The following is a 14,682-nucleotide window of genomic DNA, read 5'->3' as shown; positions in this document are numbered from 1 at the left end:
CCGCGCAGTTTCCGCGGGTGTGGGGGCGTGAGCGGCCCACTAGGCCGGTACCGCAAACGTGCTATTCAGCTGGAAGCCGGCGGTGGTGCTGCCCGTTACGGTGGCCAGCTCCTGGGCTACCCCGTCGCTGAACACGTTGTCCTGGGCGTTGCTGGTGTATCCGCTCAGGCCCTTCTTATAGCCGTTCACGGCGGCTACGGCCGTGCCCGTGCCCTCCGGAAAGGCAATCTGGGTGACTTTGAGCGAGGTGCCGGTGGCCGAGTACACGTGCACGTGAATGTGGGTGGCTCGGCCCGAGTACCAGCCGGGGAAGATGGTGGTAAACTTCACCTGCCCGCTGGCATCGGTGGTTTGGCGGCCGCGCAGGAAGTGTACGGCCTGGTAGTTGGTGCTCTGCATGCCCGTGCCGCCGTACTCGGAGTAGTTGCCCTCAGCGTCGCAGTGCCAGATATCCACCAAAGCGCCGGCCAGGGCGGCGCAGCTGTTATTGCTGTTGGTAATGGTGATGGTGGCCGTCATCGGGTAGCCCGCGCGGCCATCGGTAATATCGGCGCGCACGTACGACGAGGGCACTTTGGTGGGGAAAGGCCCTTCGGTTTCGGTGGGGGCCACGGCGCAGCTGCCCGAGGTGCTGCCGCCGCCCGAGGTGCTGCCGCCGGTGGCGGGCGTGGCGGCGTCCGCGTCGTCCTTGCTGCAGGCGGCCAGCACGGCCGGCACCGAAACAGCGCCCACAAACAGGCTTTTCAGAAAATTCTTGCGTTCCATAAGACATTACGGGTTAGATAGTTGGCGAAATCCTGGCTGAATTTGCCCTGCTCCTCCCCCGTTACCAATTCTTATCGACAAGCACGCCATAATTACCGATGGCCGGGCCAGATAGCTGGACCGTAACGGCATTGCAGGCCTCTTCCATCATTCCACCGTACCGACAAAAAAAGCAAGCCCCCGACGCTACCGCCGGGGGCTTGTGTTTTTCTGCCGTAGCGGCTGACTCAGGCCGGGCCCGCGCGGCCGGGTTACACTTTGGCCCGGCGCTTGAGCATCAGGTAATCCAGGTAGTACAGGATTTTGATGCTCAGGTTGTTGTTGTGGGGCGTATTGATGGTATTGCTCAGATTATCGAAGTAGAGCGGAGTGGCCTCGTTGGCTTCCAGAAACGACGAGCTGGCGTTTTTCCACACGATGCTCACCTGGGAGCCGGGCGCGAACCACCAGGCATACACGGCATCCACGTTGAAGGCATTAAAGGTATTGTCGCGGTTGCGGCGGTACTCCACGGGCTGCTCCTGGCCGCCCGTGCCCAGGCGCGCAAACTCGCTGTAGTTCACGGTGCTGGTGTAGTGGCGCGCCCGCACCGTCAGGGACATGCGGTTGTTAAACGTGTAGCCCCCCGACAGTGTGTTGGTCACCGTGAGCACGCGGCGCACGCCCAGCAGCACGTCGCCGGGGTGGTCGTCGCGGAAGCGGGCGTCGTCGGGCAGGCTGCCGTTGAGGCCGCCGTTCACGTAGCCCACCTGGTTCTGACGCAGGTTCCAATCAAAGCTATACCGGAAGTTGAGCTGGTTGCTCACGCGGTAGCGCGGCGAGAGGCTCAGGCCGTAGCCCATGCGGCGGGGCCGCTCAAACCGCTCGTCGCGGGCGTACCACCGCACGCCGATATTGGCATCCCAGGCCAGCTTTTTGCGGTAATCCGTGGAAACGAAGCCGCCCACGTTGGCATTCACCGGCACCCGCACGTAGTAGTCGCCCAGCGGAAACTGGCGGGGCTCGTAGTAGTCGTGGGTCACGGGGTTGGCATCGAAGTTCATGCCCGTGGTCAGGAAGCTCTTGGTGAACGTGGTGTTCCAGCCGGCCGCAATGTTGGCGTTCTGGTAGCGGGTGGGCTTGTAGAGCAACGAGTGGCTCAGGCCGGCCCAGGAGTAGAAGTTGTTGACCTTCCAGAAGGGCTGGTACTTGTTGTAGCTGATGTTGGCGTACTGGGAGATGTTGTTGTTGCCGAACAGAATGCCCAAATCGTTGGGGTTGTAGGTATCCGACTCAATGCCCTGGCCCAGCTGCCAGGTGAAGTTGCCGCTGATTTTGCTCAGCCCCACTTGGTACTTGTAGCCGTTCTGGTCGTCAATGCGCTCCTCCGAGCCGAACACGTTGCCCCGCCGCCGCGAGTACACCACGCGCCCGTCAATGGCGTAGGCATTCTTCTTATCGGCGAAGCGGAACAGGCCGCCCGTCACGTTGGCATCGTAGGTGCTGCCCCAGCGCGTAACGTTGGTGTTGATGAGCGACACGTAGCTGTTGTTTTTCAGGCTCTGATCCAGCACCATGATGCTGTAGTTGCTGAAGGGCTGGGTCAGCACGTCCCGCTCCCGCCCATCCACCGAGTCGCGCACCACAGCGTATACATCATTACTGAGGGCGTTGAACACGCCCACGCCCAAGCCGTTCTTGGTACGGCCCGATACTTTGGTGGCGTTGAGCAGGCGCGTCACGCCGGGGTTGCTCACCACGGCCTCACCCGGCCGCCGCTGCCCGTCGGGGCCCGTTTCGCCGGCCCGCAGCTGCCCGCTTACGTTGCCAAAGCCGATGGGCGTGGCGCCCACGCGGCGGGAGTAAAACAGGTTGCCCTTGTTGAACAGCTCGGTGCCCTCGGTGAAAAACTGCCGGTTTTCCTGAAACTGTACCTCAAAAGGCGAGAGGTTGAGCACCTGGTTGTCGCTCTGCACCTGCCCGAAATCGGGTACCAGGGTGGCATCCAGGGTGAAGCTCTCGTTGATGCCCCATTTCACGTCGGCCCCGCCGTTGAAGCTGGTGCTGGTGTTGCGGGTGCCCTGCACATCGTAGGGGTAATGGTTGGCGTAGGCCGAGATATAGGGCGTGAGCGAGAGGCGCAGCGGGGGCTGCACGTCCTTGATGCCCGTCAGCTCGCCCCACTGATTTACAAACCCATCCACGGCGGGCTTCACCTCGTTCCAGAAGAAAGCTTGATTATCCTTTTTGCGCTGGCGCACAAAATTCACGCCCCAGAGTTGCTCGGGGGCTTTGCTGAAGCGGATGGCCGAGTACGGAATGCGCATCTCACACACCCAATCAGTACCGCGCAGGGCCGTGCGCGAGTCCCACACGGCGTTCCAGTTGAAATCCTCGCCCCCGGCCGGGGAGTAGCGGGCATCGGCCTGCACCCCGCCGGTGGTCACGAAGAAGCCGTAGCCGTTGATTTTATCGTGGTAGGTATCCAGGAAAACCCCGAAAAAGTCGGTGTTGCCCATGTCGTCGCGGGCCGACAGCTCCCGCATGATGGAGTCTTGGCTCACATCGTGCATGATGGCCCCGATGTAGAGGTTGGCATCATCGTAGAGCACGCGCACCTCGGTTTTGTGCTTTTCGAGGAGGCCGGGGCTGGGGCGGTTCTGGATGAAATCCGTGGCTAGGGGAGCCTGCTGCCACGCGGCCTCGTCCAGGGCGCCGTCCAGCTTCATGGCCTCGGTAATGCGCAAGGCCTGCAACTGGCGCTTGGGAGCCGGCTGGGCCGCCGTGGCGGCCGTTTCGGGGGCCGACTGAGCTTGCGCCGACCCAGTAGCAGCCCACAGGGCCACCAGCAGTAAAAGCACACGACAACGCTTCACGACGCAACGACGAGAGGAAAAGTACAACAAGCGAATCAGTAAATAGGGAGGTGGGAGGCCCAATTGCCTGCCAGAATAGTTGGCTGGCACATTGGTGCAGAAGGTGGCTTTTTGGCCCGCTGGGGCGGAATTTTGTAATAGATGCCACTCCTACCCGAACCGTTGCCTAGGTAGGGGCATCTTTCCGATAAAAAAATCGGCCGCCGTTGCAGCGGCGGCCGATACTGGCATTATCACTCCTTACTCACTTATAGAAATCTGAATATTGCGGTGGGTGCTGCGGCCATTGGCATCGGGGGCGTCCACCAGTTTGCGGTACTTCTCGGTCAACTCCGCCGACTGCTTTTTACCATTGACGGTCAGGCCGGCATCGTTCAGTTGAAACTGGAAGCTCTTTTCGTTGGCTCCGATGATACCGTCCTTGCGCAGCTCTGCCCGAATGTTGTCGGAGTTGAAGCGGGGAGCACGCGGAAGGGCTGGGGGCGGCGGCGGGGCCGGAGCACCTGCTACTGGCGGGGCTGGGGGGGCCGGTGGTGCCGGGGGGGCCTGCAGGCTGCGGGTGGTAGTGGTGCTGCCCGAAGTCTGGCGGTTGAGCACAAACGAGCCTTTGGTGAGCTTGCGGCCGGTTTGCTTTTCCACCAGCTTCAGGTATTTGTCACGCACGGCGGCCGGCTGCTTTTTACCATTTACGATAAGCGTAGCGGCCGACAGATTCACCTGCACGTTGCTGGTGCTTTTGATCAGGCCATCCTTGCGCAGTTCCCGCAGCAAGGCTTCTTCCGAGTCCCGGGCCTCGCGCCGACGGTCATCCGACTCGTGGCGGCGCATCTCGGCTTCATTACGGCGAATTTCACTTTCGTGGCGTCGCATTTCGGTTTCCAGGCGGCGCATCTCGGCTTCGTGGCGGCGCATTTCGGCTTCGGCCCGGCGGCGGGCAGCTTCGTCCTCGTTGCCGCCGTTGCGGGTGCGGCCTTCGGCCTCCTCGGCCAGGTCACGCGCCTCGTCCCGGAAGTCGTCGCGGGCGTCCTGCTGCTGCTCCCGCAGGTTTTCCAACTGCTCCTGAAGCTGTTCCCGCTGCTGCTCGCTCAGGTCTCGGTCTTCCAGGGTGCTGCGCAAGGATTTTTCGGCACCCTGCAGGGCTTGCAGCCGGATTTTCAGTCCCTGGGCCCGGGCTTTCATGGCTTGGTCAACCCATACTTCGGTGTTCTGCTCCAGGTTGCGGCTCCACTGCGGGTTGTTACCAAACTGGCGGCGGGCATCCTCGGCCATGCGTTGGGCATCAGCTTTGATGCGGGTCACCTCGGCAGTGCTCAGGCCGGGGCCCTGGAAACGGAAGCTCCGGCGGAAGTTGTCGTCGAAGTTGAAATTAAAGTTCTGCCCATTGGCCCACCCCCGCCCCCTGCCCGGCAGCTGAATAACCTCTACCTGGCTGGCCGTTTTTTTGCCTTTCGACTTGCCGGCCGAGGCCGTTTCTACCCGCTGTCCATCAACCAGCAGATTGGTAATTCGGCCCTTTTTATCCTTTTCGATTACGAGAGTGCCGGGGCGGTTGCGGCCAGGGCCCGGCACCACTACTACCTGCTGCCGGCTACGCTTGCGCTTTTTGCCGTCGTCGTCCCCGTCATCATCCAGGCTTGGTGCCGGGGTAGCCGATGAAGAAACCGAGGCAGCAGCCGAGGCAAGAGGAGCTGCCTCGGGCGCGCTCAGCGCGGCCAGGTCATCTTCGCCCGCTATGGGGGCCGCATCAGGTAACGTTTCAGGGGCCAGGCCGGCCAGCATTTTGTCGGTTGCCGCAGCTTTGCGCGTGGTGTCAGGCTCATCCAGCAGGAAGGGCAGCTGTTGCAGCGCGCTGTCGGTGCTGAGGCCGCTGGCCGGGTGCGGATCGGCAATGGCCACGGCCGAGGTCAGCAGCACCAACCCACCCAGCACGATGCAAGCGGCCATAAAGCCCTCCGTGAAAGTGGGCGCCGTGCGGCCCTGTACCAGCCGCCGGATGCGGCCCAACACGGAGCCATCGGGCCCCAGGGCCGATATGGCCAGGCGGGTTTCGGTGGGTTCGGGCGTGGCTGTTAGCTCGGCCAGGGCGGCCAGGGCCCGGGCTACTGTCAGGGGGTTGCCGCCCACCAGGGCCGTGGCGGCGTCGTCGCAGCAGTTTTCGCGCTCCGTGCGCAGGCAGGCATTAATAAACCACACGGCGGGGTGATAAAAGAACAGCGTTTCGGCCACCGACTGCACTAGGTTCATCAGATAGTCGCGGCGCTGCACATGGGCCAGCTCATGGGCCAGAATGGCCTCCAGATACGCCGTGCTTAGGCCCGTAACGGTACCCAGCGGCAGCAGAATGACGGGGCTTACATGGCCAACTACCACCGGCACCCGCACCAGTGCCGACTCCAGCAATTGCACTGGCTGCTTCAGGCCGGCCTTATTGGCTAACGCGCCCAGGCGCTGTTGCCACTCCTGGGCCAGAGGCTGCACCCGGTAGCGGCGCAGGCGCTGCACATAGGCCAAGCCACCCAGCAAGCGGAGCGTCATAGCCAGCAACCCCAGTAGCCAAGCAGCTACCAATACCGGCAGGTTGTTATCAAAGTATGTAAGCCAGACCTGCAGGCCCGTAGGCGCAGTTGGTGCAACGGCCGGGGTGGTTGAGAGCGTGGCGGGTGCGCTACCGGCAGTGGCCAGCGGCATTACCCCATCGGCGCGCACGGCGGCCTCATCCCCTACTACAAACCCAGCTACCGGGGAAGGCTCCGGCGTTGCCGTGTAGTACCTGGCAAACGTGATGGTAGCCAGCGCAAGCAGTACCAACAGGGCCACCGCCGCCGTACGGTAGCGGATTTCGGCCTGGTGGCGGCGCAGCAGCAGTAGCAGGCCGGCCAGGGCCAGAGCTACCACAGCTCCTTGCCAGAGAGAGTGTACTAACGTCCAGCCCAGGGCGCGCACCAGCGCAGCGGGCAGTAAGGTTTCCAGCCAGTTCATTGCGCGTCGTTGGTTGAAGGTGGAGTGGTGTCGTTCTGAATTTCAATGTCGTTGAGCAGGCGCCGAATCTGAGCCAGCTCTTCCCGGGAGGTGCGGCGGTTGCCCAGCGCCTGCATCACCAGCTTCATGGCCGACCCCCCGAAGGTGGAATCCACGAACCGGTCGAGCAACAGGCCCTGGGTTTCCTCCTCACGCACGGCGGCCCGGTACACGTGGGTTTTGCTGTCGTCGTCGCGCAGCACCAGGCCCTTGTCCAGCATCAGTTGCAGCAGCTTCAGGGAAGTGGTGTAGCCCACCTCTCGGCGGTTGTTGAGCTCGTCGTTCACAAAGCGGACGGTGCTGGGGCCGTGCTGCCAGAGCACCTGCAGAATTTCCAGCTCCGATTCGGTGGGCTTGGGGATGGGAGATTTACTCATGGAGACAAACTAAGAGGTACTGGGAATGACTACCGAACTGCCGCCAACCGTTGCCTGCCAGCTGCCCCCTACGCGCAGGAGCAGCCAACGACATAGCTACGAATCAGTTCGTACATCAAACATATACGAAGCATATCGTAGATACAAGTTTAATCTACGATATGCTTCGTATAATATTTCAACTACTTGAAAAACAGCTCTGCAACTAGCCTGCTATCCTATTTCCGCAGCTACGGGCACTCGGCATCAGTAGCGGCAAGGGGTGACTCTTACTTAGCCCGGGCAGCCGAAGTCAGCTTTTCCGCTCCAGGGTTACGCGGGAGCGGAAGCAGATACCTCCAAAAGGCGGGTTATACTTCGACACGCTCACTTTCACTCCGCTAATGTGCGGAAATGCCGCCTGCACTCTACTAATGATGCGCTGCCCCACGTGCTCCAGGAGGCGGGCCGGTATCTGCATTTCTTCAGCCACTAGTTGGTATAGCACCACGTAGTTTACCGTATTCTCCAACTCATCAGAGGTGCCGGCTTGCTGTAAATCGGTGTCGATGTACAGGTCTACACTGTACTTGTTGCCAATTTTCTGCTCCTCCTCATAGTACCCGTGAAAGGCAAAAAACTCCATGCCTTCAAGCGCAACCTGGTCCATAGAATAAGCTAAGCAAGTGAAACGAATACCGGATTATAACTCAGCTGGCCCCGGTAAGCCCTGACAGGTACAACTCCACGACGAAGGCGTAAAACAGCAAAGCCCACCCCGAAAGGTAGGCTTTGCGCAATTCAAACGTACTACGACTGACTTACAGCTCGTCGAAAAACGACTTCTCGCCAAGGGCCGCGCCCTGCATGCTGGGCTGGTCCGACTGGCCGGGGTGCGTGGGCGGCACCGGCTGCGGAATCTCCGGGCGGTCGGGGCCGCTGGGCCGGATATCGGGCTGGCCGGGCTGCACGTCGGGGTTGGGGGCACCGGGAATCGGGGAGCCGGGCCGCTCAATTTCGGGCTCGGGCCGTTCGGGCTGGTTGGGTTCCGGTTGCTGACCCGGGTCGGGCTGCTGGCCGGGCTTGGGGTTGTAGCCGATGGGGCGGCGCTCCGTATTGGCGGCCGAGCCATCGTGGAAAGCGGCTCCGCCCGCTACGGCGGCCACGGAAGCAGTAGAAGAAGTGGAAACGTACATGGCGGCGTCTGGTTTGGGTAAGTCGTCGGCGGTGTGCGGACGATTCACTTTTACGCTGGCGGCCCGGGAAAGGATGGCCGAGGTAGCGGCTTTCGGCCGGTTACGGGTTTTCTCCACCTTATCCAGCGCCTCGGAGGCCAGGTTGTGCAGGTCACGGGTGAGGCCATCCAGCAGGTTTTCGAGCCGCTGACACTCCTGCCCCATTCCGCTTACCTCCTTCTGCATTTCGGCCACGGTGCGCTCGGCCTGCTGGTAAGCCTCGTCCACCACGGCGCGGGCCTTCTGGCGGGCATCGTTCAGGAGCTGCTCGGCCTGGAGCTGAGCTTCCCGGATGCGCAGCTGGGCGTCGCGCTGGGCCTGCTCCGTAATGCTGTTGCCCGTGTCTTCGGCCGTTTTGAGGGTGCGGTACAGGCTGGTTTCCACCTCCCGCATCTTGCTCACCTCCTGGGTGGCGTGGTCGAGCTTGAGGCGCAACTCCCGGTTTTCGTCGCCCATTCGTTCCCACTGCTGAGAAAGGGTTTGCAGAAACGCCTGTACTTCGTCCTTATCCAAGCCCCGGAAAGCTTTTTCAAAGGTTTTCTGCCGGATATCGAGGGCGGTAATTTTCATGAGAAGCTAGAAGACAGAAGTTAGGAGGCAGAAGCGAAATTTTACAGAAACCTGGGCGGCGTTGGAGGTACAAGCAGGCCGATGAAACGGGGAGGCAAGCGCAAGCCGTGGCTTTACCGCTTTGCCTGCTACCCGCTCACTTCTTGTTGCTCACCCCCGACCACTTCCCACACGGCCAGGCTACGGTCGTCGCTACACGAAACTAGCCGTTTCCCGCTGCCCGGCCAAATTACCTTGTTTACGGAGGTGCCGTGGCCGGCGTGCCGGGCCCGGTCAACCACGCGCAGCAGCTGCCAGGTTTCGGCGTCCCAGAGCTTGATGCTCTTATCCATGCTGCACGTGGCCAGCAGGCGGGCATCGGGCGAGAAGGCCAGGTGGTTGATGGTGAACATGTGGGCCACAATGCTGCGGTGCTCCCGGTACTCAGCGGCCACGTCCCAGATGCGCAGGTGGGCGTCGCGGCCGGCCGTGAGCAGGTAGCGGCCATCGGGCGAGTAGGCGCAGGTGAATACCGAGTTGGTGGCGCCCTCAATCACGTGCTGCACCCGTAAAGAGTCCGCATCCAGCACCCGCACTAAGTGGTCGGAGCCGCCCACAGCCAGCTCCCCGCGCTGCTCGTGCAGAGCCAGACAGCGCAGGCTTTTATCAGAGAGGCGCAGCAGGGTTTCCAGCGTGAAGTCGGTGGCGCGCAGCACGGCCAAGGTACCATCGGCCAGGGCCACGTACAGGCGCTGCCGCAGCTCGGAATACGTCAAGTCGAAAATGGCGACGGGCGGCAAAGCCGTGGCGTATACCAACGCCTTGGTGGCTAAGTCAATCACCTGAATGCCCTGAAAGTTGTGGCCCAGCACCAGCAGGTTGCGCCCCGGCAGGTGCAGCAAAGCGTACACTGAGTTTTCCACCCGCGCCAGCAAGTCACCATCCTGCTCGGGTGCGTCGGCGCGCCAGGCCACCACCAGCCCATCGGCCCCCGAGGAGTATACCGTATCCTGGCCCGCGTGGCCGGTGAGGGCATACACACAGTCGCGGTGGCCGGTAAGGGAGGCGAGTTTCTGAACCTGGGGACGGGAAGACAAGGGTAAAAATGTGAAGGGTGAAGTTGTGAAAGGGCGAAGATACCGCCCAGCGGCTACTATGCTCGCTACTCAAGCATCCGGCCTCCGTTTTCCCTCGTACCTTTCCCATTCACACCTCCACCATTTCCCAACTTCCCCACTTGCCCCTGCACTCCCTCTCCCCCATTTCGCACACGGCCGTGCTGGGCCTCTGGCACCTAACTGAGCCGGCCGAGGAGTTGTGGCCGTTGCTGCCGGCGCAGGCGCACTACCTGGCCCGCTTTCCGCAGGGGCGCGACGAGTTGCGGGCCCGGCAGTGGCTGGCGGGCCGGGTGCTGGCCCACCAGCTGCTACGGGAACTCAGCGACGCCCCCGCCACCCTGCACAACGACGAAAATGGCCGGCCCTACTTCCCGGAGCTGCCCGCTGGCGGCGTTTCTCTCTCGCACTCCGGTGAGTGGGTGGCGGCGGTACTTTCTGCGCAGGAGGCAGTTGGCATAGATATTGAAATGATCCGCCCCAAAGCTAAAAAGTTGGCTCACCGGGTTCTAGCGGAATCCGAGCTGGCCAATGCCGGCGACGACGCGGTGAAGTACTGTCTGTATTGGAGCGCCAAGGAGACGTTGTACAAGCTGCACAGCCGCCGGGGCCTGGTGTTTAAAGAGCAGTTGCTGCTCAGCCCGTTTGAGCTGCGGGAGGCCGGTGTTTTGACGGGACACCTGCTGCTCGAAAACTCCCGCAGCCAACACCAGATTCAGTACTCGCAGCCCAGCCCCGGCTATATTCTGACTTACACCGTTGGTGAAATTGTGAGTCAGTGAAATGGTGAGTTTGATGTTTTTTCTGCGCTTACCACTCACCAATTCACAACTTCACCCTTCACAACCTCACCACTTCGCCTCTGCTATGTCTTTCCGCCGAATTTCTCTTGTCACTGCCGCTGCCCTGCTGTTCTGCACGGTAGCCGTGAGCGTGGCCCGCGCCCAGGGCAGCCGCTCCGTGGCGGATTTCAACCTCCGGAACGGCGCCAACGCCGAAGTTGCGCTCAAGAGCTACGCCGGCAGCAAGGCCATTGTAGTAGTATTCGTAAATCCGGCCTGCGCTTTCTCCAAACTCTACCAAAACCGTCTGGCGGCGCTCAGTGCCGAGTATGGCGCCAAAGGCGTGCAGTTCCTGTTCGTAAACGCGCCCATCAACCTGGAAGCCAGCACTGAAACGGGCGAGGCCGAGAAGCTGAAAGTAAAAGCCATGGGGGCTGATTTGCCCTTGCTCACCGATGAAGGCCAGAAAGTAAGCACGCTGTTGGGCGCCAGCAAAACGCCCGAGGCGGTGGTGCTGCAGCCCGCTGGCGACGGATTTGCTGTGCGCTACAAAGGCGCCATTGATGACAACCCTCAGGTGGAGGCCTACGTGAAAGAAAAATACCTGGAGCAGGTGCTCGACGGTCTGCTGGCTGGCCGCACCGCTACCCTGGCCGACAAACGCGCCGCCGGCTGCCTGATTAAGAAGTTTTAAGTAAAGATATGATATAGAAGCTGTTTAGAAAGTTGTAAAACTTACCAGCACGTCATGCAGAGCGTAGCGAAGCATGACGTGCTACCACTTCCCAAACAGATCTGAGGATAATAAGCAGGGAGGGGTGAGACTTTCGTTCAGATGGCGCACTGCCAGAACGAAAGTCTCACCCCTCCCTGCTTATTATTCTCAGATCTGGTTACTACTCCTCATCCGGGGCCGCGTCGTTGTTATCGGCTACCATTTCCACCGTCAGAATGGCGAGCAGCTGGCCTACTTCAGCAGCTTTGGCGGGTTCCTGCAGCTTCTCGAAGCTGAGCTGCAGATTGCGCAGGGCCCGGCGCACGATGTCCAGGTGCGAGCAGGGCTCGAAGAACATGTCGTTGGGCGTGAGGTTGAGCTGGGCAATGTAGTGCTCGATATCCGTGCGCGACAGCACCAGGCCCCGGTTGTAGCAGTTGATATAAAACGGCTCCAGCGGGGGCTCCACGCGGTAGGTCAGCACAAACAGGTTGGGCAAATTCACCCCGAAGACCGGCAGCTTGAGGCGCTGGGCCACTAGCAGGTAAATCACGCAGAGGGTCAGCGGATTGCCCCGGCGGGTTTCCAGCACCCGGTGCAGCATGGAGTTGGCCGGGGAGTGGAAGTTCTGGGTGTTGGCGGCAAACTTATGGGTGCGAAACAGCACGTGGTTAAGCGTCTGCACCTGGTCGGCGGGGTGCATTTCGGGCTGCAACAGCGTCCAGACCTCAAAGCGTAGCTGCTCAATGGCCCGGTTGAGCACCTGAAAATCGGCATCTGGGTACTGGTAGCTGTTGAGCAGCCACATGCCTTCCAGCAGGTTTTCCCCTCCCGAGTCGCGCCATACGCGCAGGCGCTGTTGCAGGCCCTCAAACTGCAGGTGATGGATCAGGTCTTCGAGGCGCTGCTGCTGCTGAGGGTCCAGGGTTTCTTCCCAGCTTTCCTCCAGAAACGGAATAATGGTTTCGCCCAGGGTCTGGATTTTCTCCTGAATCTGCGGGGCAACTTCCGGGTCGTCGAGCAGGGAGATAAGGGCTTTAATTTCTTTGTTGGTCATGGAAGCGCGGAGGGGCGGCCGAGGCCGCGCAAGGCAGAAGTAGCAAATAAACACAACCCGCGCGTTTCAACCCACGGATGTATCAGCAAACAACAGCCAGTAAAGGCCGTTTTGTTCGTGCAGAAGAGTTTTTAGCGAATCGGTGGAGGTGCCCTGGGGTTTTGCTTCCTGAGCGGAGCGAAGAACCCTATTACGCTGGCGCAAGTTGGTGCAACGCAATAAAGCCCTTTGCTGTGCTCAAGCTGACACGTTCATCACGCCCAGTAGCTGACGTTTTCAGCCTTACCGCAGCAGGTTCGTTTTGGCCAGCTCCAGTACTTCGTCGCCCCGCCCGCTCATAATAGCTTTGAGGGCATAGAGGCTGAAACCCTTCACCTGACTGGCCTGAATGGTGGGTGGCATCGACAGCTCCGTGCGTTTCACTACAGCATCCAGCACTACCGGGCCGGGGTGAGCCAGCATTTCGGCAATGGCCCTGGGCAAGTCGGCGGGGTCCGATACGCGGATGCCCCGCACCCCGGCGGCCTCGGCCAGGGCGGCAAAGTTGGGGTTTTCCAGCTCGGTGCCGTATTCCAGAATGCCGGCTGCCTTCATCTCCAGCTCCACAAATGATAGACTGGCGTTGTTGAAGATGACTATTTTAGCGGGCGTTTTCAGTTGTTTCAGGGTCAGCAGCTCCCCCATGAGCATGGCAAAGCCTCCGTCGCCGGCCAGGGCAATTACCTGGCGGCCGGGGCAGGCCAGTTGCGCCCCCAAGGCCTGGGGCATGGCGTTGGCCATACTGCCGTGGTTGAAAGAGCCAATCAGCCGGCGCTGCCCATTCATGCGCAGGTAGCGGGCAGCCCAGATGGTGGGGGTACCCACGTCGCAGGTGAAAATGGCATCTTCGGCGGCTTGCTCGTTCAGGAGCCGGGCCACGTACTGCGGGTGCATGCTGGTGTCGCCGGCCTCACCCGTGGCCAGCTCATCCAGGCTTTGGCGAGCTTCCTGGTAGTGCTCCAGAGACGTTACAAGGTGGTGGCGGTCCTGCTTATGGTTGAGAATGGGCAGCAGGGCCTGCAGGGTAGCCGCTACATCACCCACCAACCCCACCTCCACCCGCGTGCGGCGGCCGATATGTTCGCCGCGCAAATCAATTTGCACGGTGCGGGTTTCCTGGGGCAGAAACTGGGTGTAGGGAAAGTCGGTACCGAGCATAAGCAAGGCGTCAGCATCCATCAGCGCGCGGTAGCCGGAGGTGAAACCCAATAAGCCGCTCAGGCCCACATCGTAAGGGTTGTTGCCCTCCACGTACTCCTTGCCGCGCAGGGCGTGCACCACGGGAGCCCCGAGAGCCTCGGCCGCTTGCAGCAATTCGGCGTGGGCCTCGGCGCAACCGGCCCCGGCCATAATGGTCACCTTGCTGGCCGTGTTGAGCAGGTCGGCAGCGGCCCGCAAATCTTCGATGGCCGGCACCAGCTTAGCCCGGCTCCGCAGCACCGGCAGGCGGGGTTCGGGTGCTTCAGTTTCCTCGTAGTTGATGTCGCCGGGAATCACCAGCACCGCCACGCCGCGCTGGGCAATGGCCGTCTGGATGCCCCTTTCAATGGAGCGCACGGCTTGGCTGGGGTGCCCAATCAGCTCACAGTAGGCGCTGCATTCCTTGAAAGTGTTTTCGGGGTGAGTTTCCTGAAAATACTGCGTCCCGATTTCGGCACTGGGAATTTGGGCCGCAATGGCCAGTACTGGCACCCGGCTGCGGTGGCAGTCGTAGAGGCCATTGAGCAAATGGGTGTTACCGGGGCCGCAGCTACCGGCGCACACGGCCAGGGAGCCGGTGAGGTGGGCCTCCGCACCAGCGGCAAACGCGCCGGCCTCCTCGTTGCGCACGTGCACCCACTCAATGCCCTCCCGCTTCCGGATTTCATCGGTAATGCCATTGAGCGAGTCGCCTACCACGCCGTACACCCGCGTTACGCCAGCAGCCAGGAGAGTATCTACCAGTATTTCCGCGACAGTTTTCTTCGCCATAATCTTCCAGAGTAAGTTTGGAAGGCTATACGGCAAAGGGTACGGTGGCGCCGACTCAGGGCCCACCAGGGCGCATAAGTCACGGATTACGCTGGCTTGGGGTTTAGGAAGTGTTAACAGTCACGCAGCCAGAGTACGGTTGCGGCAAGATGAACAAAGGCCAGAAAATGGGCATCCAACTTGTCATAGCGCGTGGCCACGCGGCGAAACTGCTTGAGGCGGCTA

The 14,682-nt window shown here is 61.3% G+C and carries 11 protein-coding genes and 1 pseudogene; 2 read left to right on the top strand and 10 right to left on the bottom strand.

Annotation, left to right across the window (positions count from 1 at the left end; translation table 11 throughout):
• Positions 1-39: 39 nt before the first annotated feature.
• The 7 genes from ROI90_RS11525 to ROI90_RS11495 form a co-directional block, all read right to left on the bottom strand.
• A complete protein-coding gene (locus ROI90_RS11525) occupies positions 40-765 on the bottom strand; it encodes a dioxygenase family protein (protein ID WP_315998497.1) in 726 nt (241 codons plus the stop codon).
• A 251-nt stretch (positions 766-1,016) separates the two neighbouring features.
• Positions 1,017-3,620 carry a DUF5916 domain-containing protein gene (locus ROI90_RS11520; protein WP_315998496.1) on the bottom strand — a complete coding sequence of 868 codons (2,604 nt, stop codon included), beginning with the start codon at positions 3,618-3,620 and terminating at the stop codon, positions 1,017-1,019.
• A 240-nt stretch (positions 3,621-3,860) separates the two neighbouring features.
• Positions 3,861-6,599 carry a M56 family metallopeptidase gene (locus ROI90_RS11515; protein WP_315998495.1) on the bottom strand — a complete coding sequence of 913 codons (2,739 nt, stop codon included), beginning with the start codon at positions 6,597-6,599 and terminating at the stop codon, positions 3,861-3,863.
• Positions 6,596-7,015, bottom strand: coding sequence for a BlaI/MecI/CopY family transcriptional regulator (locus tag ROI90_RS11510; RefSeq protein ID WP_315998494.1), 420 nt, complete (start codon positions 7,013-7,015; stop codon positions 6,596-6,598). Before ROI90_RS11510 ends, ROI90_RS11515 begins: the two co-directional genes overlap by 4 nt.
• Positions 7,016-7,307: 292 nt before the next feature.
• The gene (gene folB, locus ROI90_RS11505) at positions 7,308-7,664 is read right to left on the bottom strand and encodes a dihydroneopterin aldolase (RefSeq protein ID WP_315998493.1); all 357 of its coding nucleotides are present in this window, start codon (positions 7,662-7,664) and stop codon (positions 7,308-7,310) included.
• Between the two features lie 151 nt (positions 7,665-7,815).
• Positions 7,816-8,799: a DivIVA domain-containing protein gene (locus ROI90_RS11500; protein WP_315998492.1), complete on the bottom strand. Its 984-nt coding sequence runs from the start codon at positions 8,797-8,799 to the stop codon at positions 7,816-7,818.
• A 128-nt stretch (positions 8,800-8,927) separates the two neighbouring features.
• Positions 8,928-9,875 carry a WD40 repeat domain-containing protein gene (locus tag ROI90_RS11495; protein WP_315998491.1) on the bottom strand — a complete coding sequence of 316 codons (948 nt, stop codon included), beginning with the start codon at positions 9,873-9,875 and terminating at the stop codon, positions 8,928-8,930.
• A gap of 140 nt (positions 9,876-10,015) precedes the next feature.
• Between ROI90_RS11495 and ROI90_RS11490 the strand changes: the two genes are divergently transcribed.
• Entirely contained in the window at positions 10,016-10,675 is a 660-nt protein-coding gene (locus ROI90_RS11490; protein ID WP_315998490.1) for a 4'-phosphopantetheinyl transferase superfamily protein, read from the top strand.
• An 85-nt stretch (positions 10,676-10,760) separates the two neighbouring features.
• The gene (locus ROI90_RS11485) at positions 10,761-11,369 is read left to right on the top strand and encodes a redoxin domain-containing protein (RefSeq protein WP_315998489.1); all 609 of its coding nucleotides are present in this window, start codon (positions 10,761-10,763) and stop codon (positions 11,367-11,369) included.
• A gap of 202 nt (positions 11,370-11,571) precedes the next feature.
• Here ROI90_RS11485 and ROI90_RS11480 read toward each other — a convergent pair whose 3' ends face one another.
• The 3 genes and pseudogenes from ROI90_RS11480 to ROI90_RS11470 form a co-directional block, all read right to left on the bottom strand.
• The gene (locus ROI90_RS11480; protein ID WP_315998488.1) at positions 11,572-12,447 is read right to left on the bottom strand and encodes a transglutaminase-like domain-containing protein; all 876 of its coding nucleotides are present in this window, start codon (positions 12,445-12,447) and stop codon (positions 11,572-11,574) included.
• Between the two features lie 282 nt (positions 12,448-12,729).
• Positions 12,730-14,457, bottom strand: a complete 1,728-nt coding sequence (poxB, locus tag ROI90_RS11475) for a ubiquinone-dependent pyruvate dehydrogenase (protein ID WP_315998487.1) — start codon at positions 14,455-14,457, stop codon at positions 12,730-12,732.
• A gap of 113 nt (positions 14,458-14,570) precedes the next feature.
• Positions 14,571-14,682 (bottom strand): annotated as a pseudogene (locus tag ROI90_RS11470) (IS5/IS1182 family transposase); the annotation flags it as partial.

The sequence above is a fragment of the Hymenobacter endophyticus genome (genome assembly GCF_032464715.1).
Taxonomy (GTDB): Bacteria; Bacteroidota; Bacteroidia; order Cytophagales; family Hymenobacteraceae; genus Hymenobacter; species Hymenobacter endophyticus.
Note: the sequence above shows the minus strand (reverse complement) of the source record. Positions and strands in the feature narration are given on the sequence as shown.